General features: G+C 63.4%; 24 protein-coding genes. 14 read left to right on the top strand and 10 right to left on the bottom strand.

Annotation, left to right across the window (positions count from 1 at the left end; genetic code table 11):
- Positions 1–4: 4 nt before the first annotated feature.
- Positions 5–778, bottom strand: coding sequence for an HpcH/HpaI aldolase family protein (locus AC0YKC_RS17975; RefSeq protein ID WP_488512007.1), 774 nt, complete (start codon positions 776–778; stop codon positions 5–7).
- A gap of 156 nt (positions 779–934) precedes the next feature.
- A complete protein-coding gene (locus AC0YKC_RS17970) occupies positions 935–1,255 on the bottom strand; it encodes a DUF1476 domain-containing protein (RefSeq protein WP_320295851.1) in 321 nt (106 codons plus the stop codon).
- A gap of 273 nt (positions 1,256–1,528) precedes the next feature.
- On the opposite strand from AC0YKC_RS17970, the gene purC reads away from it, so the two are divergent.
- The 6 genes from purC to AC0YKC_RS17940 all read left to right on the top strand — a co-directional run bounded on the left by purC (position 1,529) and on the right by AC0YKC_RS17940 (position 4,685).
- Positions 1,529–2,323 carry a phosphoribosylaminoimidazolesuccinocarboxamide synthase gene (gene purC, locus AC0YKC_RS17965; RefSeq protein WP_040995384.1) on the top strand — a complete coding sequence of 265 codons (795 nt, stop codon included), beginning with the start codon at positions 1,529–1,531 and terminating at the stop codon, positions 2,321–2,323.
- Positions 2,324–2,387: 64 nt separating this feature from the next.
- A complete protein-coding gene (gene purS, locus AC0YKC_RS17960) occupies positions 2,388–2,627 on the top strand; it encodes a phosphoribosylformylglycinamidine synthase subunit PurS (protein ID WP_320295852.1) in 240 nt (79 codons plus the stop codon).
- Positions 2,628–2,645: 18 nt separating this feature from the next.
- The gene (locus AC0YKC_RS17955; protein ID WP_320295853.1) at positions 2,646–2,900 is read left to right on the top strand and encodes a hypothetical protein; all 255 of its coding nucleotides are present in this window, start codon (positions 2,646–2,648) and stop codon (positions 2,898–2,900) included.
- On the top strand, positions 2,897–3,565 hold the full coding sequence (gene purQ / locus AC0YKC_RS17950) for a phosphoribosylformylglycinamidine synthase subunit PurQ (RefSeq protein ID WP_320295854.1): 669 nt from the start codon (positions 2,897–2,899) through the stop codon (positions 3,563–3,565). Before AC0YKC_RS17955 ends, purQ begins: the two co-directional genes overlap by 4 nt.
- 39 nt (positions 3,566–3,604) lie before the next feature.
- Positions 3,605–4,015 carry a hypothetical protein gene (locus AC0YKC_RS17945; protein ID WP_488512006.1) on the top strand — a complete coding sequence of 137 codons (411 nt, stop codon included), beginning with the start codon at positions 3,605–3,607 and terminating at the stop codon, positions 4,013–4,015.
- 7 nt (positions 4,016–4,022) lie between these two features.
- The gene (locus tag AC0YKC_RS17940) at positions 4,023–4,685 is read left to right on the top strand and encodes a Pr6Pr family membrane protein (RefSeq protein ID WP_488512005.1); all 663 of its coding nucleotides are present in this window, start codon (positions 4,023–4,025) and stop codon (positions 4,683–4,685) included.
- Positions 4,686–4,689: 4 nt separating this feature from the next.
- Here the strand turns inward: AC0YKC_RS17940 and AC0YKC_RS17935 are convergent, their stop codons facing one another.
- A complete protein-coding gene (locus tag AC0YKC_RS17935; protein ID WP_488512004.1) occupies positions 4,690–5,031 on the bottom strand; it encodes a DUF1127 domain-containing protein in 342 nt (113 codons plus the stop codon).
- Between AC0YKC_RS17935 and AC0YKC_RS17930 the strand changes: the two genes are divergently transcribed.
- The 6 genes from AC0YKC_RS17930 (at position 5,030) to AC0YKC_RS17905 (ending at position 11,584) form a co-directional block, all read left to right on the top strand.
- On the top strand, positions 5,030–6,439 hold the full coding sequence (locus AC0YKC_RS17930) for an aminotransferase-like domain-containing protein (RefSeq protein ID WP_488512003.1): 1,410 nt from the start codon (positions 5,030–5,032) through the stop codon (positions 6,437–6,439). The genes AC0YKC_RS17935 and AC0YKC_RS17930 overlap by 2 nt on opposite strands.
- 149 nt (positions 6,440–6,588) lie before the next feature.
- Positions 6,589–8,820, top strand: a complete 2,232-nt coding sequence (purL, locus tag AC0YKC_RS17925) for a phosphoribosylformylglycinamidine synthase subunit PurL (RefSeq protein ID WP_488512002.1) — start codon at positions 6,589–6,591, stop codon at positions 8,818–8,820.
- The gene (locus AC0YKC_RS17920) at positions 8,817–9,341 is read left to right on the top strand and encodes a hypothetical protein (RefSeq protein WP_488512001.1); all 525 of its coding nucleotides are present in this window, start codon (positions 8,817–8,819) and stop codon (positions 9,339–9,341) included. The genes purL and AC0YKC_RS17920 overlap by 4 nt, the downstream gene beginning before the upstream one ends.
- Positions 9,342–9,436: 95 nt before the next feature.
- On the top strand, positions 9,437–9,670 hold the full coding sequence (locus AC0YKC_RS17915) for a BolA family transcriptional regulator (protein WP_320295860.1): 234 nt from the start codon (positions 9,437–9,439) through the stop codon (positions 9,668–9,670).
- A 151-nt stretch (positions 9,671–9,821) separates the two neighbouring features.
- Positions 9,822–10,157, top strand: coding sequence for a Grx4 family monothiol glutaredoxin (gene grxD, locus AC0YKC_RS17910; RefSeq protein WP_059185116.1), 336 nt, complete (start codon positions 9,822–9,824; stop codon positions 10,155–10,157).
- A 203-nt stretch (positions 10,158–10,360) separates the two neighbouring features.
- Positions 10,361–11,584, top strand: a complete 1,224-nt coding sequence (locus AC0YKC_RS17905; protein ID WP_488512099.1) for a multidrug effflux MFS transporter — start codon at positions 10,361–10,363, stop codon at positions 11,582–11,584.
- A gap of 30 nt (positions 11,585–11,614) precedes the next feature.
- On the opposite strand, the gene AC0YKC_RS17900 is transcribed toward AC0YKC_RS17905, so the two are convergent.
- From AC0YKC_RS17900 to rpsD, 4 genes are all read right to left on the bottom strand, one after another.
- Positions 11,615–12,019, bottom strand: coding sequence for a hypothetical protein (locus AC0YKC_RS17900; RefSeq protein WP_488512000.1), 405 nt, complete (start codon positions 12,017–12,019; stop codon positions 11,615–11,617).
- 77 nt (positions 12,020–12,096) lie between these two features.
- Entirely contained in the window at positions 12,097–12,924 is an 828-nt protein-coding gene (locus AC0YKC_RS17895; protein WP_488511999.1) for an inositol monophosphatase family protein, read from the bottom strand.
- Positions 12,914–13,804, bottom strand: coding sequence for a tRNA 2-thiocytidine(32) synthetase TtcA (gene ttcA, locus AC0YKC_RS17890; RefSeq protein WP_488511998.1), 891 nt, complete (start codon positions 13,802–13,804; stop codon positions 12,914–12,916). The genes AC0YKC_RS17895 and ttcA overlap by 11 nt, the downstream gene beginning before the upstream one ends.
- A 164-nt stretch (positions 13,805–13,968) precedes the next feature.
- Positions 13,969–14,586 (bottom strand): 30S ribosomal protein S4, encoded by a 618-nt coding sequence (gene rpsD, locus AC0YKC_RS17885; protein ID WP_320295866.1) that lies wholly within the window; start codon positions 14,584–14,586, stop codon positions 13,969–13,971.
- Between the two features lie 365 nt (positions 14,587–14,951).
- On the opposite strand from rpsD, the gene AC0YKC_RS17880 reads away from it, so the two are divergent.
- Positions 14,952–15,155 carry a hypothetical protein gene (locus AC0YKC_RS17880; RefSeq protein ID WP_488511997.1) on the top strand — a complete coding sequence of 68 codons (204 nt, stop codon included), beginning with the start codon at positions 14,952–14,954 and terminating at the stop codon, positions 15,153–15,155.
- Positions 15,156–15,226: 71 nt separating this feature from the next.
- Here the strand turns inward: AC0YKC_RS17880 and AC0YKC_RS17875 are convergent, their stop codons facing one another.
- On the bottom strand, positions 15,227–15,409 hold the full coding sequence (locus AC0YKC_RS17875; RefSeq protein ID WP_126060592.1) for a DUF3008 family protein: 183 nt from the start codon (positions 15,407–15,409) through the stop codon (positions 15,227–15,229).
- Between the two features lie 159 nt (positions 15,410–15,568).
- On the opposite strand from AC0YKC_RS17875, the gene AC0YKC_RS17870 reads away from it, so the two are divergent.
- On the top strand, positions 15,569–16,957 hold the full coding sequence (locus AC0YKC_RS17870) for an RNB domain-containing ribonuclease (protein ID WP_488511996.1): 1,389 nt from the start codon (positions 15,569–15,571) through the stop codon (positions 16,955–16,957).
- Here the strand turns inward: AC0YKC_RS17870 and murI are convergent.
- Positions 16,954–17,754 carry a glutamate racemase gene (gene murI / locus AC0YKC_RS17865; protein WP_488511995.1) on the bottom strand — a complete coding sequence of 267 codons (801 nt, stop codon included), beginning with the start codon at positions 17,752–17,754 and terminating at the stop codon, positions 16,954–16,956. The genes AC0YKC_RS17870 and murI overlap by 4 nt on opposite strands.
- 230 nt (positions 17,755–17,984) lie before the next feature.
- Entirely contained in the window at positions 17,985–18,593 is a 609-nt protein-coding gene (locus AC0YKC_RS17860) for a hypothetical protein (protein WP_488511994.1), read from the bottom strand.
- Between the last annotated feature and the right edge of the window lie 57 nt (positions 18,594–18,650).

Here is an 18,650-nt window from a genome sequence, read left to right as displayed (position 1 = left end):
GCGTTCAGCTTCCTATGGAATCCCGCATGCTCTTCAGCAGCGTCTTGGCGCCAAGCGAGATCAGCGTGTGATCCGAGCCCATGGCTAAAAGCCGGTAGCCCATCGACACGACGCGGCCGGCGATTGCCGGTTCGATGACGTAGATCGCGGCATGCTTTCCGGCCTTGCGCGTCCGCTCGGCGATCGACGCGACCGTCTCCATCATGCTTTCCAGCGTCGAATTGATGGTGGTGCCGTTCGACCAGGCGATCGAGAAATCCGACGGACCGACGAAGATGCCGTCGATGCCGGGCGTGTCCAGAATGCCGTCCAGCGCCTCGAATGCCGCCCGTGTCTCGACCATCGCGAAAGCCATGGTGCGCTGGTTGGAATCGCGCAACCATTCGGCATGGTCGCCCTTGCCGTGGCGCGGGAAGGCATAGGTCGGGCCCCAGGAGCGCTCGCCCAGCGGCGGGTATTTCATCGCCGCGGCGAACTGCCTGGCATCGGCCACGGAGTTCACCATCGGCGCGATCACCGCCTCGGCGCCGAAATCGAGCGCGCGGCTCGCCATGTCGAAGCGTCCGACCGGAATGCGCACCAGCGCCGGCTTGTTGGCGGCCAGCACCGGCACCAGGCCACGCAGCACGCTGTCCTCGTGGTGGCCGCCATGCTGCATGTCGAGGGTGACGGCGTCAAAACCCTGCTTGGCGATGATTTCGACCGTCAGCGCGTCCGGCACGCCCGACCATGCGGTGAACAGCGTTTCGTCGGCGGCCAGGCGAGACTTGAGCGACATCGGAACTTTCCTTGTTAACAATCCGCAGTTTCGGTCGGAAACCACGCCAACGCAAAGAAAAACCGCCCGGCTTGGCCGGGCGGTCGATTGGTCCAGTCAGAGCAATTCCAGGAAAAGCGTGAAGCGGTTTTCCGGCGACATCATGCCCGTGCAGCCTCAGGTGTTCTTGATCTGCTCGATCGCCTGCGCCATCAGCTCATCCATGGTGCGACGGATCTGATGATCGGACTGGTTGACGCCGGCGGCGTCGAAATCCTGGCGGATCTTGCGGAAGACATCGTGGTCGCCCGCTTCCTCGATATCGGAGACCACCACTTCCTTGGCATAGGCCTCGGCATCGGCGCCGGATTTGCCCAGTTTCTCGGCGGCCCACAGGCCAAGCGCCTTGTTGCGCCGTGCCGCAGCCTTGAAGCGAAGTTCCTCGTCGAAGGCGAATTTGCGCTCAAAACCCTCTTCGCGGTCTTTCATGCTGCTCATGGCGTCCCTCCGATCAATCCGATTCGCTTGGCGGTGTATATGTGTGTTGGGCAAGCACAAACCAAAAGGCCGCGGGCCGGTCAATATGCTTCGTCGCATGCTGCGCTGCGGCATTTCAGTCCCGAAAGCGGTTGATTCGCGGGATTTGCCGATTGAGCAAACAAGACGATTGCGATAACACCGGCATTGAACGCCGCCTTCGCCATACTAATTTAGGCAGACGGACAGGAACTGGTCACTCGCCGCCTGCCCGCAGATCCAGAGAAAAATCAGATGAAAAATCGCCGCCGCATTTACGAAGGCAAGGCCAAGATCCTCTATGAAGGACCTGAGCCGGGGACGCTGATCCAGTTTTTCAAGGACGATGCCACCGCCTTCAACAAGAAGAAGCACGAAGTTGTCGATGGCAAGGGCGTGCTCAACAACCGCATTTCCGAGCACATCTTCAACCACTTGAACCGGATGGGCATCCCGACCCACTTCATCCGCCGGCTCAACATGCGCGAGCAGCTGATCAAGGAAGTCGAGATCATCCCGCTCGAGGTCGTCGTGCGCAACGTCGCCGCCGGCTCGCTGTCCAAGCGCCTCGGCATCGAGGAAGGCACGGTGCTGCCGCGCTCGATCATTGAGTTCTACTACAAGGCCGACGCGCTCGACGACCCGATGGTGTCGGAAGAGCACATCACCGCCTTCGGCTGGGCCAGCCCGCAAGAAATCGACGACATCATGGCCCTGGCCATCCGCGTCAACGACTTCCTGTCCGGCCTGTTCCTCGGCGTCGGCATCCAGCTCGTCGACTTCAAGATCGAATGCGGCCGCCTGTTCGAGGGCGACATGATGCGCATCGTCGTCGCCGACGAGATCTCGCCCGATTCCTGCCGGCTGTGGGATGTCGCCACCCAGGACAAGCTCGACAAGGACCGCTTCCGCCGCGATATGGGCGGCCTGGTCGAGGCGTATCAGGAAGTTGCCCGCCGTCTCGGCATCATCAACGAGAACGAGCCGCCGCGCCCGACGGGTCCGGTGCTCGTTGCCTCTTCCGAGGCGCCCAAAGGCCTGAAGCACTAATATTGACGGGCCTGCCGGACACGGCAGGCTTTTTTCCTAAACGACTGTCTGCCCAGGAGCATCGATGAAAGCCCGTATCACCGTGACCCTCAAGAACGGCGTTCTCGACCCGCAGGGCAAGGCGATCGAGCACGCGCTCTCCGGACTGGGCTTCGACGGCGTCGGCCAGGTGCGCCAGGGCAAGGTGTTCGACATCGAGCTCGCCGGGGCCGACAAGGCCAAGGCCGAGGCCGACCTGAAAGCCATGTGCGACAAGCTTCTGGCGAACACGGTGATTGAGAATTATAGTGTTGCTATAACCTGAGGTTGTAGCGGAGGCACAATGCCGGAAGCCACGAACGAATTGATGTTCGAGCTGTTGAAACGGGTCCATCACGAAATCGGCGAACTTCGCCAGGATGTGTCCGAAGCCAAGCGTGAGTTGAACGTGATGCGAGGTCACATGGTGGCCACGCAGAGTGATATCCATAACATCTATGGTATTCTTGGCCGTCAGGATGAGCGACTCGAACGCATAGACCGCCGTCTCGACTTGCGGGAACTTGCCGAAAATCAGAGGCCTTTCGAACCAAAATGAAATCAGCCGTCGTCCTCCTGCCTGGCCTCAACCGCGACCGCGACATGATCGCGGCGCTGACCAAGATTTCCGGCCAGGCGCCGGCGACCGTCTGGCAGACCGACACGGAAATCCCCGATGTCGACCTGATCGCCATCCCCGGCGGCTTCTCCTTCGGCGACTATCTGCGCTGCGGCGCGATCGCGGCGCGCATGCCGGTGATGCGGGCTGTCGCCGAAAAGGCCGCCAAGGGCGTCACCGTCATCGGCGTCTGCAACGGCTTCCAGATCCTGGTCGAGGCCGGGCTGCTTCCGGGTGCCCTGATGCGCAATGCGTCGCTGAAATTCGTCTGCCGGCAGGTGAAGCTCGAGATCGCCAACGCCAACACCATGTTCACCCGCCGCTACCAGCCGGGACAGATCATCCGCTCGCCGGTGGCGCATCACGACGGCAACTACTTCGCCGATGCCGAGACGCTCGCCCGCCTCGAAGGCGAAGGCCAAGTGGTGTTCCGCTATGCGGACGGCACCAATCCCAACGGCTCGATCAACGACATTGCCGGCATCGTCAACGACAAGGGCAATGTGCTCGGCCTGATGCCGCATCCCGAAAACCTGATCGAGGCCGCGCATGGCGGCAATGACGGACGGGCGCTGTTCGAGAGCGCGCTCGGCATCGCGGCTTGATCCTTTGACATCCTATCGGAACGCGGGGGCGGACTGACCATGAGACTGACGATTGCGCGCCTTGCTCTCCTGGCGGCGGCCGGGCTCGCCTTGGCTTCCTGCCAGTCCAGCCCCAAGACAATGCCGGTTCCGTCAGGCAAAAGCGCCTCGCTGCTTGCCATGGAACAGGTCGCCATCGCGGCCCATAAATGCTGGATCGCCAGCAAGGATCCGGCCTTCAAGACCTATCAGATGGCCAACGAGCTCAATTCCTACAGCGGCACGCCGCGCTTCCTGCTGGTGCCCGCCAAGCATTATGGCGGCAAGCCGCTGCTGGTCGTTCAGGCGCAGGGCAACTCCAGCCGCGTCGACGTGTTCGGGCCGCTGATGAATGAGCCGCTCGGCGCCCGCATCGGCTCAGACGTCGCCCGCTGGCAGGCCGGTAATCCGTCCTGCACGGCTGCCGCGTAAGATTGCCATGGGCCGGTTCCTGCAGATCGCGGGACTGGTTGTCGGGCTGGTCGGGCTCGTCCTGCAGGCTGCAATCACCATTCCTGCGTCGATGGCGGCGGGGCGCAGCCTGCTCGGCTCGATCGTCTTTCTCTTCAGCTTCTTCACCATTCTGACGAACATCGCGGCGGTGATGGTACATGCTTCGCTGCTGTCACCCGCCGGCTATGCCTGGTTCCCGGCCTTCGCCGGGCCGCGGATGCGAACCGGCGTGGCGGTGGCCATTACCCTGGTTTTCATCGTCTACGCCACGGTCCTGGCGAAGCTCTGGCAACCGCGGGGTTTGTTCCTGCTCTGCGACATCCTGCTCCACTACGTCACGCCGCCGGTCTTCGTGCTGTGGTGGCTCATAGCCGGTGCCGACGGCACGGCGCGCTGGCGCGATATCTCCTGGTGGATGATCTATCCGCTCGCCTATCTCGCCTACGCGCTGCTGCGCGCGCCCTTCGCCGGCGAAGTGCCCTACCCGTTCCTCGACGTCGCCAAGAACGGCGCGGGCAGCGTCGCCGTTTCGGCGCTGGCCGTCACCGCGTTGTTCATCGCATTGAGTGTGCTCGCCGTGCTTGTCGATCACGGCATCGGCAGGCTGCGGGGAAAATCCGCAACCCTGACGGAATCTGGCCGAAGATAGGCCGTCATTCCCAGAACGCCCGGATGCCCTCGCGATGGGCGTCGCAGCGCGAGATGCCGATATCCTTCAACTGATCGTCCGTCATCTCCATCAGCGCGAGGCGGCCGCGCCGGCGCTGCAGCATGCGATCGATTTGTTTGGCGACGGAACGGACCACAAATACCAGGCGGCCGATGAAGCCGCGACGGCTCTGAGGATCGGCCTGCGCGCCAAATGCCCGACCGGCGTAGCGAATTGTGTCGATTGTATCCATTTCCGTTCTACCTTGTCTCGATTGTACCTTTCCAATCGCCGGTTCGATATGGATTGACTCATTACGCGGTGCAATATAGAAAATTGTCACCATGACAAATTGGCTCCCTGACCTCTCCTCTGGCTCCGGTCCGCTCTATCAGCGTCTTGCTGACAGCATTGAGTCAGATATCGACAAGGGCGTCATCGATGCCGGTGCAAAACTGCCGCCGCAGCGCGACCTCGCCTATGACATCGGCACGACGGTCGGCACCATCGGCCGGGCCTATCAGCTGCTGCGCGAACGCGGTCTGGTGAGCGGCGAGGTCGGGCGCGGCACCTATGTGCTTGGACAGCGTACCGAGACCCCGAAATCCGATGTCGAGCCAGGCTTGCAAGGCACGCGCTTCATCGACGCGCCGAGCGGCAAGCTGCGTTTCGACAGCACCGCCGCGCCCGATATCGGCCAGGGCGCCGTGATTGCCGACGTGCTGGCGCGTACGGCGCAGGAGCATCCGCACGACATTTCGAGCTACACGCGGGATTTTCCCGAACGCTGGTATGAGGCAGGCAGCCGCTGGCTGGCGCGCAATGCCTTCCGTCCCTCGCCCGATTCGATCGTGCCGACGCTGGGCACCCACGCCGCGGTCATGGCTGCGATCGCAGCACTTACCATGCCCGGCGACTATGTGGTCTTCGAGCATCTCACCTATTCGCAGATCGCACGCAGCGCCGGGCTGATCGGCCGCCGCACGGCACTGGTTTCGACCGACGACGATGGCATCGACCCTGACGATTTCGAGCGCGTCTGCGCGCAGAAACATCCAAAAGTGATGTTCCTGATGCCGACCGCGAAGAACCCGACCCTGGTGACACTCTCGGCGGAACGGCGACAGGCGATCGCGCGGATCGCACGCGAGTACAATGTGGCGCTGATCGAGGACGATCTTTACGGCGAGCTCACCGACGACCCGACGCCGCTGCTGGCCGAATATGCGCCGGAGCGCACGATCGTCGCCGGCGGCTTGTCCAAATCCGTCGCCGCCGGCGTGCGCGGCGGCTGGCTCTCCTGCCCGCCGGCCTATCGCCATCGCATCCGCGTCGCGCACAAGATGATGACCGGCGGCCTGCCTTTCCTGCTGGCCGAGGTCGGCTCAAGGCTGGTGATGTCGGGCCAGGCGGGCGAGATCCGCAAGCGCTGCATTGCCGAAATCCAGGCGCGCCTCGCCATCGTGCGTGACGTGCTGGCCGGGTTCGACATCAAGGCAAGGGACAACGTGCCCTTCCTCTGGCTGACCTTGCCGGACCCGTGGCTGTCCGGCACCTTCAAGAACGCCTGCCTGGCGCAAGGCGTGCTCATCGACGACGAGGACGAGTTCAAGGCCGGCCGCTCCGAGCAGGTCTTCCACGGCGTGCGCTTTGGCGTGTCGCAGCCCCGGCAAAGCAAGGATGTCGCCGGCGGCGTCGCCGTCATCCGCCGCCTGCTCGACGAAGGCCGTGCCGGCTACGACAGTTTTTCCTGATCGAGCCGGCAAGCCCCAGACCCTTGTGCATCGCCGCGGAGGCAGTTTTCCGGCGTTTTTCATCATCCAATGGGGGTGTATCGCGCGAAAGCTTGCGATAAGAGGAGACTCAAAGAACCTCCCTTTCCCACGGACAAAAATCGCCGCTCATGACCATTTCCAATTCCGTGCCGATCACCCCCGAGCTCGTCGCCGCGCATGGGCTGAAGCCCGACGAATACCAGCGCATCCTCGATCTGGTCGGCCGCGAGCCAAGTTTCACCGAGCTCGGCATCTTCTCGGCGATGTGGAACGAGCACTGCTCCTACAAGTCCTCCAAGAAATGGCTGCGCACGCTGCCGACCAGCGGCCCGCAGGTGATCCAGGGTCCGGGCGAGAATGCCGGCGTGGTGGATATCGGCGACGGCGACTGCGTCGTCTTCAAGATGGAGAGCCACAACCACCCCTCCTACATCGAACCTTATCAGGGTGCCGCGACCGGCGTCGGCGGCATCCTGCGCGACGTCTTCACCATGGGTGCCAGGCCGGTTGCGGCGATGAACGCGCTGCGCTTCGGTGCGCCGGACCATCCGAAAACCCGGCATCTCGTTGCCGGCGTCGTTTCCGGCGTCGGCGGCTACGGCAATTCCTTCGGCGTGCCGACGGTCGGCGGCGAGGTCAATTTCGACGCCCGCTACAACGGCAACATCCTGGTCAATGCCTTCGCGGCGGGCCTCGCCAAGACCAACGCCATCTTCCTGTCGCAGGCCAAGGGCGTCGGCCTGCCGGTCGTCTATCTCGGCGCCAAGACCGGACGCGACGGCGTCGGCGGCGCCACCATGGCTTCGGCCGAATTCGACGACAAGATCGAGGAGAAGCGCCCGACCGTGCAGGTCGGCGATCCCTTCACCGAGAAATGCCTGCTGGAAGCCTGCCTCGAGCTGATGGCGTCGGGCGCCGTCATCGCCATCCAGGACATGGGTGCGGCCGGCCTCACCTGCTCGGCCGTCGAGATGGGCGCCAAGGGCGATCTCGGCATCGAGCTCGACCTCGACAAGGTGCCGGTGCGCGAGGAGCGCATGAGCGCCTATGAGATGATGCTGTCGGAAAGCCAGGAGCGCATGCTGATGGTGCTGCGCCCCGAGAAGGAAGAGGAAGCCGAGGCGATCTTCCGCAAATGGGGCCTCGACTTCGCCATTGTCGGCAAGACCACCGACGATCTGCGCTTCCGTGTCCTTCATCAGGGCGACGAGGTCGCCGATTTGCCGATCAAGGAGCTGGGCGACCAGGCGCCGGAATATGATCGCCCCTGGGTCGAGGCGAAGAAGCCCGCGCCGCTTGCCGCCAACGATGCGCCGAAGGCCGACGTCGCCGATGCTTTGCTGAAAATGCTCGGCGGGCCGGACCTCTCCTCGCGCCGCTGGGTGTGGGAGCAGTACGACACGCTGATCCAGGGCAATTCGCTGCAGCTTCCCGGCGGCGATGCCGGCGTGGTGCGCGTCGAAGGTCATCCGACCAAGGCGCTGGCCTTCTCCTCCGACGTCACGCCGCGCTATTGCGAGGCCGACCCTTACGAAGGCGGCAAGCAGGCCGTGGCCGAGTGCTGGCGCAACCTCACCGCCACCGGCGCCTTGCCGCTTGCGGCCACCGACAACCTCAATTTCGGCAATCCGGAGCGGCCCGAGATCATGGGCCAGTTCGTCGGCGCCGTAAAAGGCATCGGCGATGCCTGCCGCGCGCTCGGCTTCCCGATCGTCTCTGGCAATGTCTCGCTCTACAACGAAACCAATGGCCGCGGCATCCTGCCGACGCCGACCATCGGCGGCGTCGGCCTCATCGCCGACTGGTCGAAGATGGCCCGTATCGGCTTTGCCGCCGAGGGCCAGATGATCGTGCTGGTCGGCGCGCCGCCGAGCTGGGGCAGCCATCTCGGCCAGTCCGTCTATATGCGCGACGTCCACGGCCGCGTCGACGGTCCGCCACCGCCCGTCGACCTCGACCATGAGAAGCGCGTCGGCGATCATGTGCGCGCGCTGATCGCTTCCGGCATCGTCACCGCCGCCCACGACGTCTCCGACGGCGGCCTGGCAGTGGCGCTCGCCGAAATGGCGATGGCCTCCGGCATCGGCGCCACGATTCCTGGCCTTACCGGCACCGATCCAATCCCGGTCTGGTTTGGCGAGGATCAGGGCCGCTATCTGCTGACACTGTCGATCGACCCGCAAAGCGGCGAATGGGACAGGATCCGCGAGGAGCAAGGCATGCTCGGCATCTTCGCGCCCTGGATCGGCACCACCGGCGGACGTGAATTGAAGCTTGGCGAGGCGCGGTCGATCCTGGTCAGTGAGCTGAAGGCCGCCCATGAGGGCTGGTTCCCGCGCTTCATGGATCAGGCCAGTTGACAAGGTTAACTGCCAGGGCGCTGATCGCAGTCGTCTTCTGGCCGTCGCTGTTCTTCTTCTGGTTTCTCGGGCCGTTCGTCCTGTTCCTGCTGTCGACAACCTCGAGCGAGGTCTGTCCACTGCTGGAAACCCGCGCGCAATTCCTCGCCGCGGCCAACGGCACGCTGCCAATGATCGTCGTCCAGAACCTGATCTATGCGGTTCCCGTCGTCTGCCTGGTGCTCTGGAACAGGCTCTCCCCGGAGCCGGCGCGAGCAAGGCACATCGCGACCTGCATCAAGCTCTTCGTCGTCGCCGTGGTGATCGGGGCGGTTTGGGAATATGGCTCATCCTTGACCTGCGACGGCTACGGTCAGCCCTTCTTCTCACCCGCATGGCAGATGACGAGCTACCTTCCGATCGTCATCCTGTTGATCAACATCCCGCTCTACGTTCTGGTCTTCAGCCTCGGCCGCGCCTATTCGACGCGCGATGACATCACCGAAGACGGCGTGGTTCATTCCAGCCGGGATAACGCCTAAGTCCCTACCGCCGATGGAACGGCTTCAATCCGGGCCAGAAAGGCTTTAGGCTCACCCGAGTCACACTACGTGCCCGCATGAAACAGGATTTTGCCATGGCAATGAATGCCCACGACATCGAAAAACTGATCAAGGAAGGCATTCCGGACGCCCAGGTGACGATCCGCGATCTGGCCGGCGACGGCGACCATTACGCAGCCGAGGTCGTTGCCGAGAGTTTCCGGGGCAAGAGCCGCGTGCAGCAGCACCAGATGGTCTACAACGCGTTGAAGGGCAATATGGGCGGCGTGCTGCACGCGCTGGCGCTGCAGACCAGCATTCCCGACTGAGCGCCGTCGCCGCTCAGGCTTAGCCCAAAATCGCGTTATCCCTTGCGCCATCGGGCCGGCGTCGCGGCTAACGTCTTGTTTCAGCCAACCTATGGGTTTATTTGAAGGACATGCTTCGAGCCTGACTCCCACAGGCGTGAAAGGATTGTCCATGACCGGCATCAACGACTACATCGACAATGAAGTGAAGAGCAACGACGTCGTGCTTTTCATGAAGGGCACACCCGGCTTCCCGCAATGCGGCTTCTCCGGCCAGGTGGTGCAGATCCTCGATTACATCGGGGCCGACTACAAAGGCGTGAACGTGCTCGACTCGGCAGAATTGCGCCAGGGCATCAAGGATTATTCCAACTGGCCGACCATCCCGCAGCTCTATGTGAAGGGCGAATTCGTCGGCGGTTGCGACATCGTGCGCGAAATGTTCCAGGCCGGCGAATTGCAGGACTTCCTGGTCGAAAAGGGCGTCAGCGTCAAAGGCGCGGCCTGATTTTCAAATTTTTGCTCGCCGGCGCGGAGGCCAACCCTCCGGCCGGCAAGCATCGCCCGGGGCCGCCCCCACCTCGGCAATTGTGACCCGAATATCGGGGATGAAACGAACCAGCGCGCCGGCCAGCCGGCGCTTGTTCGTTTGAAAGATCGGACTTTGCCGTGGACAAGCAGGTAGAAGCGTCGCAACGGGCAAGCTTGCCCATTCCGCGCTGGGAATTCATCGCGCTCTGCGCGGCGCTCATGGCGCTCAACTCCTTGGCCATCGACATCATGCTGCCGGCGCTGCAGCAGATCGGCGCCTCGCTCGGCGTCGAGAGCGAGAACCACCGCCAATATGTCATCACCGCCTATATGCTCGGCTTCGGCGGCGGACAGCTTTTGTTCGGGCCCATTTCGGACCGCTACGGCCGCCGCGCGCCGCTGGTCTTGGGGCTTGTCGTCTATGTCGTGGCTGCCGGTGCCGCCGCGGTAGCGCCCAGCTTCGCCCTCTTGCTGACGTGGCGTTTCATCCAAGGCGTCGGCGCCGCCGCGACCCGCGTCATCGCCGTCTCGATCGTGCGCGACACGTTCGAAGGACGCCGCATGGCCGAAGTGATGTCGCTGATCTTCATGGTGTTCATGGCGATCCCGGTCATCGCGCCCGGCATCGGCCAGTTCGTCATGCTGTTTGCCAGCTGGCACTGGATCTTCGTGACCATGGCGGTGGGAGCGCTAATTGTCTCGACTTGGGCGCTGATGCGCTTGCCGGAAACACTGCATCCGGAATATCGTCGGCCGCTGACGGTAAGCTCGGTTGTCGGCGGTTTCCGTATCGTTCTGACCAATCGACTGACGCTTTGCTACGCGTTTGCCAGCACCTTCATCTTCGCGGCCATGTTCGGCTTCATCAGCTCGGCCCAGCAGATCTACATCAATATCTACCACGTCGGCGAGCTGTTCCCGTTGATCTTTGCCGGCGTCGCCGGCGTGCTCGCCTTTTCCAATTTCCTGAACTCGCGGCTGGTCGGGCAGATCGGCATGCGCCGCCTGTCGCAAGGCGCACTATTGATCTTCCTGTGCATCAGCCTTGCCTGGCTGGTCGTCTCGCTCGAAATTGGGATGCCGCTCTGGCTGTTCGTCACCTTCTTTGCCGGCGCTATGCTGCCTTTCGGCGGGCTCGGAGCGAACTTCAATGCGCTTGCGATGGAGCCGCTCGGCGAGCTCGCCGGCACGGCGGCATCCATCCTGGGCTTCATGCAGACGTTCCTCGGCGCACTCATCGGCGCGGCGATCGGGCAAGCTTATAATGGTACTGTCACGCCCTTGGCCGCCGGCTTCTGCAGCGTCTCGGTCGCGGCGTTGCTGATGATCCTGATTGCCGAACGCGGCAAGATGTTCCAGCCGCAGAATGCCCCCGTTTCAGGGCACATTACCGATCTACACTAACAGCATAGAGCTGCTCTTGAACAAGCGCGGTCAGGATTTGCGTTCCTGCGTCGCCCTGAAGAGCGGGCAAAGAGGGCGCCCTGCAATCGCACCACCCATGCCTTCGGTGAAAGGCACTGGCAGTTCCTTGTTAAGGGCCTCGATCACCGAAGCAACGAAAGCCCTGTTCAAACGGCCGTCCGGCCCCAGTTTGGAGAAAGTGGCGCGCGGCTTGCCAATAAGCATCCCGTCGCGACGAAGCGAGAAGCATAATGTCAAAGTCAGGTCTGCCGTGCCCGGCGGTGGCTGCCAGCAGGCGTAGATGGCCTCCGCCATCTCGGCGATGGAGTTGACCGGATCGCGGCTGCCGCAAGTGCGCTCCTGCGCCTGGGCCTTGCCGCAACCCGCGCCGGCGATCAAGGCGAAAGCCAGCGCGTACCGGAAATTCATTGGCATCCCCCGATTCCGCTGCAGGGTCATAGCGGCCTGGCCGGCCCTACCCCGCAACCGAACCGAACCGAACCGAACCAATCCTACTCAGCCCAAAGCTCGCGGCGCAACTCGTCCCAGCTTTGCTTGTCCGGCGCGACCAGCAGGCCGCCATTGACATGCGACGGCAGGTAGGCGCTGCCGTCGACGCGCGCGACATGGCCGCCGGCTTCCTGATGGATCAGCGCCCCGGCGAGATGATCCCAGGGCATCAGCTTGTTGTAGAGCACGAAATGGGCGTGGCCGCTGGCCAGCAGCCGGTACTCATGCGCCGCGCAGCGATAGGCAAAATGCGACAGCGTCTTGGTTTGGTTGCGGGCAAGCCGCGAGCGCTCGGGCTCCTCGAGAAACTGCCAGGAAACGGCGCCGGTCATCTGCGACATCGGCACCGGTGCGGCGACTCCCACCTTCTCCAGCGCGCCATGCGCGTGGCGGATATGGCTGCCGGCGCCCTTGGCGCCGATCAGCCAGTCCTTGCCAATCGGGTCATGAATGATGCCAGCGACAGTCTCGCCATTGACGACGACGCCGGCCATGACGCCGAACAGCGGCACGCCGGACGCGAAGTTGAAGGTGCCGTCGACCGGATCGATGACAAAGGCAAGCGCGGCATCGCCAAGGCCGGACAGCAGTGCCGGGTTGTCGGAGCAGGCTTCCTCGCCCACCACCATGGCGTCGGGATAGCGCTCGCGCAGCCTGGCGGTGATCAGCCTTTCGGCGTTGACGTCCGCCTCGGTGACGAGATCGGCGGCGGACGTCTTCTGGCGCACGTCCCCCTCGCCCAGCCGGCGGAAGCGCGGCATGATTTCGGCCTTTGCCGCGTCGGCGAGAAGCTCGGCCAGCCAGTCGATCGCGTTATCGTCAAATCTCATCGGAAATGTCTTGTCCTGGGTTCGCGTCGAGCCCCGCGAAGTCGAACAGCTTCCTGTCCAGGAGATGCGAGGGCCTTACATTGGTCATGGCGCGGATCATCGTGTCCTTGCGGCCCGGCATGCGCTTCTCGATGTCGTCGAGCATCGCCTTCATGGCGTTGCGCTGCAGCCCTTCCTGGCTGCCGCAGAGATCGCACGGGATGATCGGGAATTTCATGGCGTTGGCGAATTTTTCGAGATCGGCCTCGGCATTATAGGCGAGCGGCCGCAACACCATGACGTCGCCCTCGTCATTGAGAAGCTTGGGCGGCATGGCGGCGAGACGCCCGCCATGGAACAGGTTCATGAAGAAGGTCTCGAGAATGTCCTCGCGGTGGTGGCCAAGCACCAGCGCCGAGCACCCCTCCTCGCGCGCGATGCGGTAGAGATGGCCGCGCCTGAGCCGCGAGCAGAGCGAGCAATAGGTGCTGCCTTCCGGCAGCTTGTCGGTCACCACCGAATAGGTGTCCTGGTATTCGATGCGGTGCGCAATGCCATAGGCATTGAGATAGTCTGGCAGGATGTGCTTCGGGAAATTCGGCTGGCCTTGGTCGAGATTGCAGGCGAGCAGCTCGACCGGCACCAGGCCGCGCCATTTGAGGTCGAGCAGAAGCGCGAGCAGGCCGTAGGAATCCTTGCCGCCCGAGAGCGCCACCAGCCAGCGCTCGCCCGGCTTCACCATGGCGAAATCCTCGATCGCCTGGCGCGTCAGCCTCAAGAGCCGCTTGCGCAGCTTGTTGAACTCGACCGAGGACGGCACGTCGCGGAACAGCGGATGGAACCCGCCTTCGGCATCGTCGTCGATCGGCTCGAGGGTTTTCACATCTGGCAGCATGTTCATGGCGCCGGCCCCATAGTTCTGTTGGCGCCCGGCTTTAGAGCATTTTGCAGCAGAGTGGAATCACTTGGCGGCGCATAAATGCGGCTAAAATGAACAACCAAGGCCAACAAAGAAAAGGCCGCCTCGAAAGGCGGCCTTTGGATGCTGCGGCTGATTGATTTCGATCAGCGCGAGTAGAATTCGACGACGAGGTTCGGTTCCATCTGGACGGCGAACGGAACGTCCGACAGGCCCGGAACGCGCCCGAAGGTCGCGGTCATCTTGTTGTGGTCGGCTTCGATGTAGTCCGGCACGTCGCGCTCGGCGAGAGCGACCGATTCCAGCACGATCACGAGCTGCTTCGACTTCTCGCGCACCTCGATGACGTCGCCCGGCTTGCAGCGATACGAGCCGATGTTGGTGCGCTTGCCGTTGACGTTGACATGGCCGTGGTTGACGAACTGACGGGCGGCGAAGATGGTCGGGACGAACTTGGCGCGATAGACGATCGCGTCGAGACGCGACTCCAGCAGGCCGATCAGGTTCTCCGAGGTGTCGCCCTTGCGGCGGTTGGCCTCTTCATAGACCTTGCGGAACTGCTTTTCCGAAACGTCGCCATAGTGACCCTTCAGCTTCTGCTTGGCGCGCAGCTGCAGGCCGAAGTCGGAAAGCTTGCCCTTGCGGCGCTGGCCGTGCTGGCCGGGGCCGTATTCACGCTTGTTGACCGGGGACTTCGGGCGGCCCCAGATGTTTTCGCCGAGACGGCGGTCGATCTTGTATTTCGCGGATTCGCGCTTGCTCATCGCATTCCCTTTCAAAACAATATACCCGGAACCCCATGGCTCCGGGCGAAGGAAACGCGCCCTCCTCTGGCCCCCGTTTTCGAGGCCTGACAGGGTTTTCCACGCAAAGCGACGGAAAACCCACGGGACACGTCAAAAGAAACCACCGGGCGTCGCCACCCGGTGTTGGTGGGCCTGTTAAACACAGATTTAACCGCTGTCAAGCTTACGGCTGGCAGCGCGGGTCGCAACCGGGTAGCATTTCCCGCGTTGCGTGCGGTGCCGGTTGTGGCGAAGGCCGTCGGCAGCGGGGCAGCGTGTGCTTCAAGGAGCCGCTCTGCTCTGCCATCTTAATGAAGGGCTGGAGCAGAGGAGTCCGAATTCCCATGAAGAAGTTCTTCCTTACCTTGACCGGGGCCGCTGTGCTGGCAGGGTCGATGGCGGTCATGACGCCGGAACCGGCCATGGCAAGGCATTGGCACGGCCATAAGCAGGTGTGCCGCATCGTGGTGAAGAAAAAAGTGGTCTGGCGCCACGGCCACCGCCATGTCGTACGCTACAAGACAAAGCACTGCTGGTGGCGCCGCTAGGTTATTTTGCAGCACGGGATTGACGGAGGCCCGCGGCCGACGCCGCGGGCATTTTCATTCAACCTCGCGCTCTATGACTTCTTGCTGGGCAGGCCCTTGCGCTTGGTCTCCGCAAACTCCTCGAGCTGCTTCTCGCTCATGGACTCATACATTTCGCGCGAAGCACCCTTGAGTTCGCTCTTCTTGGTCTCGCCGCGCTTGGCGGAAAGCGCTGCGCCGGCGGCCTTTTGCTGGGCTTGTGATGTGGCGGGCATGGCTATGTCTCCTTTGCTGTTAGAAACGCCGCGCTTGGGCGGCAGTTCCAGCGCCGGCGGTCCGGATCCCGATAAGCGTGGCGTCGGCCGTCAGGCGACCGGTCGGCGATTTTCGCTGGCAGCCTTCCCGCGTCCGGAGCGCCAGTGTAGGACGGCTGTATGAAATCGCTGACCGATCCCTCACAGGCGCTCTCCACCGGCCTTGCGAAAATCCGCGCCGAGTTCCACGTGCCGGATGGATTTCCGCCGGAGGTGGCGACCGCGGCGCAAGCGGCGGCAAAGCGAGTGCCCGCGCAACATGCAGACCGAACCGCGATGCCCTTCGTCACGCTCGATCCGGCGAGTTCCACCGATCTCGACCAGGCCTTCTCGATCGAGGCCAGTGGCGGCGATCTTCTCTTGCATTATGCCATTGCCGACGTTGCCTGGTTCGTCGAGGACGGCGACGCGATTGATCTCGAAGCCTGGAACCGGGGCGAGACCCTTTATTTGCCCGACGGCAAGGCCGGGCTCTACCCGCCGGTGCTCGCCGAGGCTGCGGCGAGCCTGCTGCCCGATGGGCCGCGTCCGGCGATCATCTTCACGGTCCGGGTCGCCGAGGACGGCGCGGTGAAGCTGGACGGCGCGGAGCGGGCAATCATCAAAAGCCGCGCGAAGCTCGCCTACGACAGCGTGCAGGCCTCCGACGTTCCGGCCGACTTCGCGGAACTGGCGCGGCGCATGGCGGCTAACGAAGAGCGTCGCGGCGCTTCGCGCGTCGACCCGCCCGAGCAGGAGGTGGAAAAGCAGGCCGACGGCACATTCCGGCTTTCGTTCCGGCCGCTGCTGCAATCCGAGCAGGACAATGCGGCACTTTCGCTGGCCGCCAATATGGCGATTGCCGACGCCATGCTGGCGCACAAGACCGGACTGTTCCGGGTGATGTCGGGGCCGGACGCCTCCAAGGTGCAAAGACTGCGCAACGCCGCGCAGGCGCTCGGCCTGTCCTGGCCCGCCTCCACCAGCCTGGGCGACTATCAGCGCACGCTCGATCCGGCCGATCCGAAGCAGGCCGCGCTGATGCTGGAAATCCGCCGCGCGGGCAACGGCGCGTCCTACCAACCCTACCAGGAGGGCGTCGTCCCCTGGCATGAGGCGATGGCCGCGACCTATGCCCATGCCACCGCGCCGCTCAGGCGGCTGGCCGACCGCTATGTCGTGCGCTGCGCGCTGGCGATCGCCAACGGCCAGCCCGTGCCGCAGGCTGTCACCGATGCGTTCGCCAGATTGCCGAAGGTGATGGGGCGCGCGGACGCCCGTGCTTCGCAGATCAACCACGCCGCCATCGACCTTGCCGAGGCGGTCATGCTCAAGGGACATGAGGGCGAGACGTTCAAGGCCGTCGTCACCGATATCGTCGACCATGGCGTGCGCGTGCAGCTGGCCGACATGCCCATCGTCGCCAACGTGAAGTCTTCCGGGCTCAGGCAAGGTGACGGTCTGAGCCTAAAGCTTGTCTCGGCCGATCCGGATCAACGCAGCATCGTCTTCGAACCTGCCACGCCCTAACGAGCGGTCAGTCCGAACCCCTGGATCAGTCGCCTTGTGGCGAAATCCACCTTGCCCGAGGTGAAGACGGCAAGATCGGGCTCGCTGCCGCCGGATGTTTCCGCGACCGGTTCGAGCAGCGACATGGCACGCCGCGCGATCGCCTCGGCGGGATCGACCCAGTCGACCGGCCAGGGCGCGGTCTTGCGCATGCGATTGACCAGAAACGGATAATGCGTGCAGGCGAGCACGACGATGTCGGTGCGGTTGCCGTCGCGCTCGATGAAGCAGGGCGCGATTTCGCCGCGCACGGCTTCCTCGTCGACGAAACCCTGGCGCATATAGATCTCGGCGAGCCCCGCCAGTCGGTCGCTGCCGACCAGGCGCACATGGCATTTCTGCGCCCATTTGCTGATCAGGTCGCGCGTGTATTGCCGTTTTACCGTGCCCGGCGTCGCCAGCACCGACACCAGGCCGGAGCGGGTGCGTTCGGCGGCCGGCTTGATCGCCGGCACTGTGCCCACGAACGGATGGCCAGGAAATTTCTCGCGCAGCGCATCGATCACCAGGGTCGAGGCGGTGTTGCAGGCAATGACGGAAATCGCCGGCTGAAGCCGATCGAGCAATTTGCCGAACAGCGTAAGGATGTGATCCTTGAGCGCCGGCTCCTCCCAGGCGCCATAAGGAAAAGCCGCGTCGTCGGCGACATAGACGAAGCGGCGGTCCGGCATCAGCACGCGCGCCTCGCGCAGCACGGTCAGCCCGCCAACGCCGGAATCGAACATCAGGATCGGGCGTTGGCTTGATCGATCGCTCATTGTCATCCGGCCACCAGAGCAATTCCAGGAAAAGTGTGAAACGGTTTTCCGTCCGGAATTGCGTCAAAACAAAGAGAAGCGGGTCCGTGATTGGGCCGTCGGCGCTTCTATCGCGAATGATCGTGGTCTTGAAGAGGCGAATGCGAGCAGCTTTTGCGCAGCCGCCAGAGCATGATGCCGAAAAGTGTGAAGCGGTTTTCGGACGACATCATGCTCTCTCCAAGACTCAATTATATCCCACGCTTGCCGAAGCCGGCAGGCCGCGGCCTGCCGAAAGGCTGCGGCGCGGGCGGCACGCGCGCGGCGGAAGCGGCGGGACGCGGGGTTGCCGGCACGCTTGCTGTCACGGTGCGTCCGGCACGCGCCGGCGCCGGCAGCGGGCCGTCGAAATCGAAAACATCAGTCAGTTCGTCGATGTTGCTGCCGGCGACGGGTTTCGCCCAAAGGATCGTGCACCAAAGGCCGAATATCGAAAACGCGAGCAGGTTCAGCCCGCCTGGAATGCTCTGGGGATCGCCGAACTTGACGACCAGCAGCACGCCCGCCTGCAGGAGGGCGTAGACGGCCGAAAGGGCGATGTAGGCCCACAGGATCCAGCGGCGCCCATTGGCATCGCGGGTGCGGCGCGAGGCGATGTTGCCGCGCAGCGCGACAAAGATGAGCGACGCGACGAGGACGGCGCCCGCCATACCCTGCCGCGACGGACCGGGCGCTGAATTAAGCAGCCCCTCGATGCCGATCGTGCCGACAATGCAGATAAGGATTACCACGGTCTCGGCCACTGCGAGACCGAGAGAATAAAGGAAAAAGCGCAGACGACCAATATTGGACGCAAACATGTGCCACCCCCAGTATCGCGGCAAGGATGACGTACGACCGAATAAAATTCGGTTACT

Source organism: Mesorhizobium sp. CNPSo 4661, assembly GCF_057784215.1.
The sequence above is the reverse complement of the archived record's forward strand: the minus strand, read 5'-3'. Positions and strand labels throughout refer to the sequence as shown.

What these genes read in the sequence shown, in the direction of transcription:
- AC0YKC_RS17955 (WP_320295853.1), top strand. Translation starts at nt 2,646, where the DNA reads ATGCCGGAAGCCACGAACGAATTGATGTTCGAGCTGTTGAAACGGGTC.
- purS (WP_320295852.1), top strand. Translation starts at nt 2,388, where the DNA reads ATGAAAGCCCGTATCACCGTGACCCTCAAGAACGGCGTTCTCGACCCG.
- AC0YKC_RS17900 (WP_488512000.1), bottom strand. Translation starts at nt 12,019, where the DNA reads ATGCCAATGAATTTCCGGTACGCGCTGGCTTTCGCCTTGATCGCCGGC.
- AC0YKC_RS17945 (WP_488512006.1), top strand. Translation starts at nt 3,605, where the DNA reads ATGAGACTGACGATTGCGCGCCTTGCTCTCCTGGCGGCGGCCGGGCTC.
- AC0YKC_RS17930 (WP_488512003.1), top strand. Translation starts at nt 5,030, where the DNA reads ATGACAAATTGGCTCCCTGACCTCTCCTCTGGCTCCGGTCCGCTCTAT.
- purL (WP_488512002.1), top strand. Translation starts at nt 6,589, where the DNA reads ATGACCATTTCCAATTCCGTGCCGATCACCCCCGAGCTCGTCGCCGCG.
- AC0YKC_RS17875 (WP_126060592.1), bottom strand. Translation starts at nt 15,409, where the DNA reads ATGCCCGCCACATCACAAGCCCAGCAAAAGGCCGCCGGCGCAGCGCTT.
- rpsD (WP_320295866.1), bottom strand. Translation starts at nt 14,586, where the DNA reads ATGAGCAAGCGCGAATCCGCGAAATACAAGATCGACCGCCGTCTCGGC.
- AC0YKC_RS17870 (WP_488511996.1), top strand. Translation starts at nt 15,569, where the DNA reads ATGAAATCGCTGACCGATCCCTCACAGGCGCTCTCCACCGGCCTTGCG.
- AC0YKC_RS17935 (WP_488512004.1), bottom strand. Translation starts at nt 5,031, where the DNA reads ATGGTGACAATTTTCTATATTGCACCGCGTAATGAGTCAATCCATATC.
- AC0YKC_RS17975 (WP_488512007.1), bottom strand. Translation starts at nt 778, where the DNA reads ATGTCGCTCAAGTCTCGCCTGGCCGCCGACGAAACGCTGTTCACCGCA.
- purQ (WP_320295854.1), top strand. Translation starts at nt 2,897, where the DNA reads ATGAAATCAGCCGTCGTCCTCCTGCCTGGCCTCAACCGCGACCGCGAC.
- AC0YKC_RS17880 (WP_488511997.1), top strand. Translation starts at nt 14,952, where the DNA reads ATGAAGAAGTTCTTCCTTACCTTGACCGGGGCCGCTGTGCTGGCAGGG.
- ttcA (WP_488511998.1), bottom strand. Translation starts at nt 13,804, where the DNA reads ATGAACATGCTGCCAGATGTGAAAACCCTCGAGCCGATCGACGACGAT.
- purC (WP_040995384.1), top strand. Translation starts at nt 1,529, where the DNA reads ATGAAAAATCGCCGCCGCATTTACGAAGGCAAGGCCAAGATCCTCTAT.
- grxD (WP_059185116.1), top strand. Translation starts at nt 9,822, where the DNA reads ATGACCGGCATCAACGACTACATCGACAATGAAGTGAAGAGCAACGAC.
- AC0YKC_RS17940 (WP_488512005.1), top strand. Translation starts at nt 4,023, where the DNA reads ATGGGCCGGTTCCTGCAGATCGCGGGACTGGTTGTCGGGCTGGTCGGG.
- AC0YKC_RS17895 (WP_488511999.1), bottom strand. Translation starts at nt 12,924, where the DNA reads ATGAGATTTGACGATAACGCGATCGACTGGCTGGCCGAGCTTCTCGCC.
- AC0YKC_RS17915 (WP_320295860.1), top strand. Translation starts at nt 9,437, where the DNA reads ATGGCAATGAATGCCCACGACATCGAAAAACTGATCAAGGAAGGCATT.
- AC0YKC_RS17860 (WP_488511994.1), bottom strand. Translation starts at nt 18,593, where the DNA reads ATGTTTGCGTCCAATATTGGTCGTCTGCGCTTTTTCCTTTATTCTCTC.
- murI (WP_488511995.1), bottom strand. Translation starts at nt 17,754, where the DNA reads ATGAGCGATCGATCAAGCCAACGCCCGATCCTGATGTTCGATTCCGGC.
- AC0YKC_RS17970 (WP_320295851.1), bottom strand. Translation starts at nt 1,255, where the DNA reads ATGAGCAGCATGAAAGACCGCGAAGAGGGTTTTGAGCGCAAATTCGCC.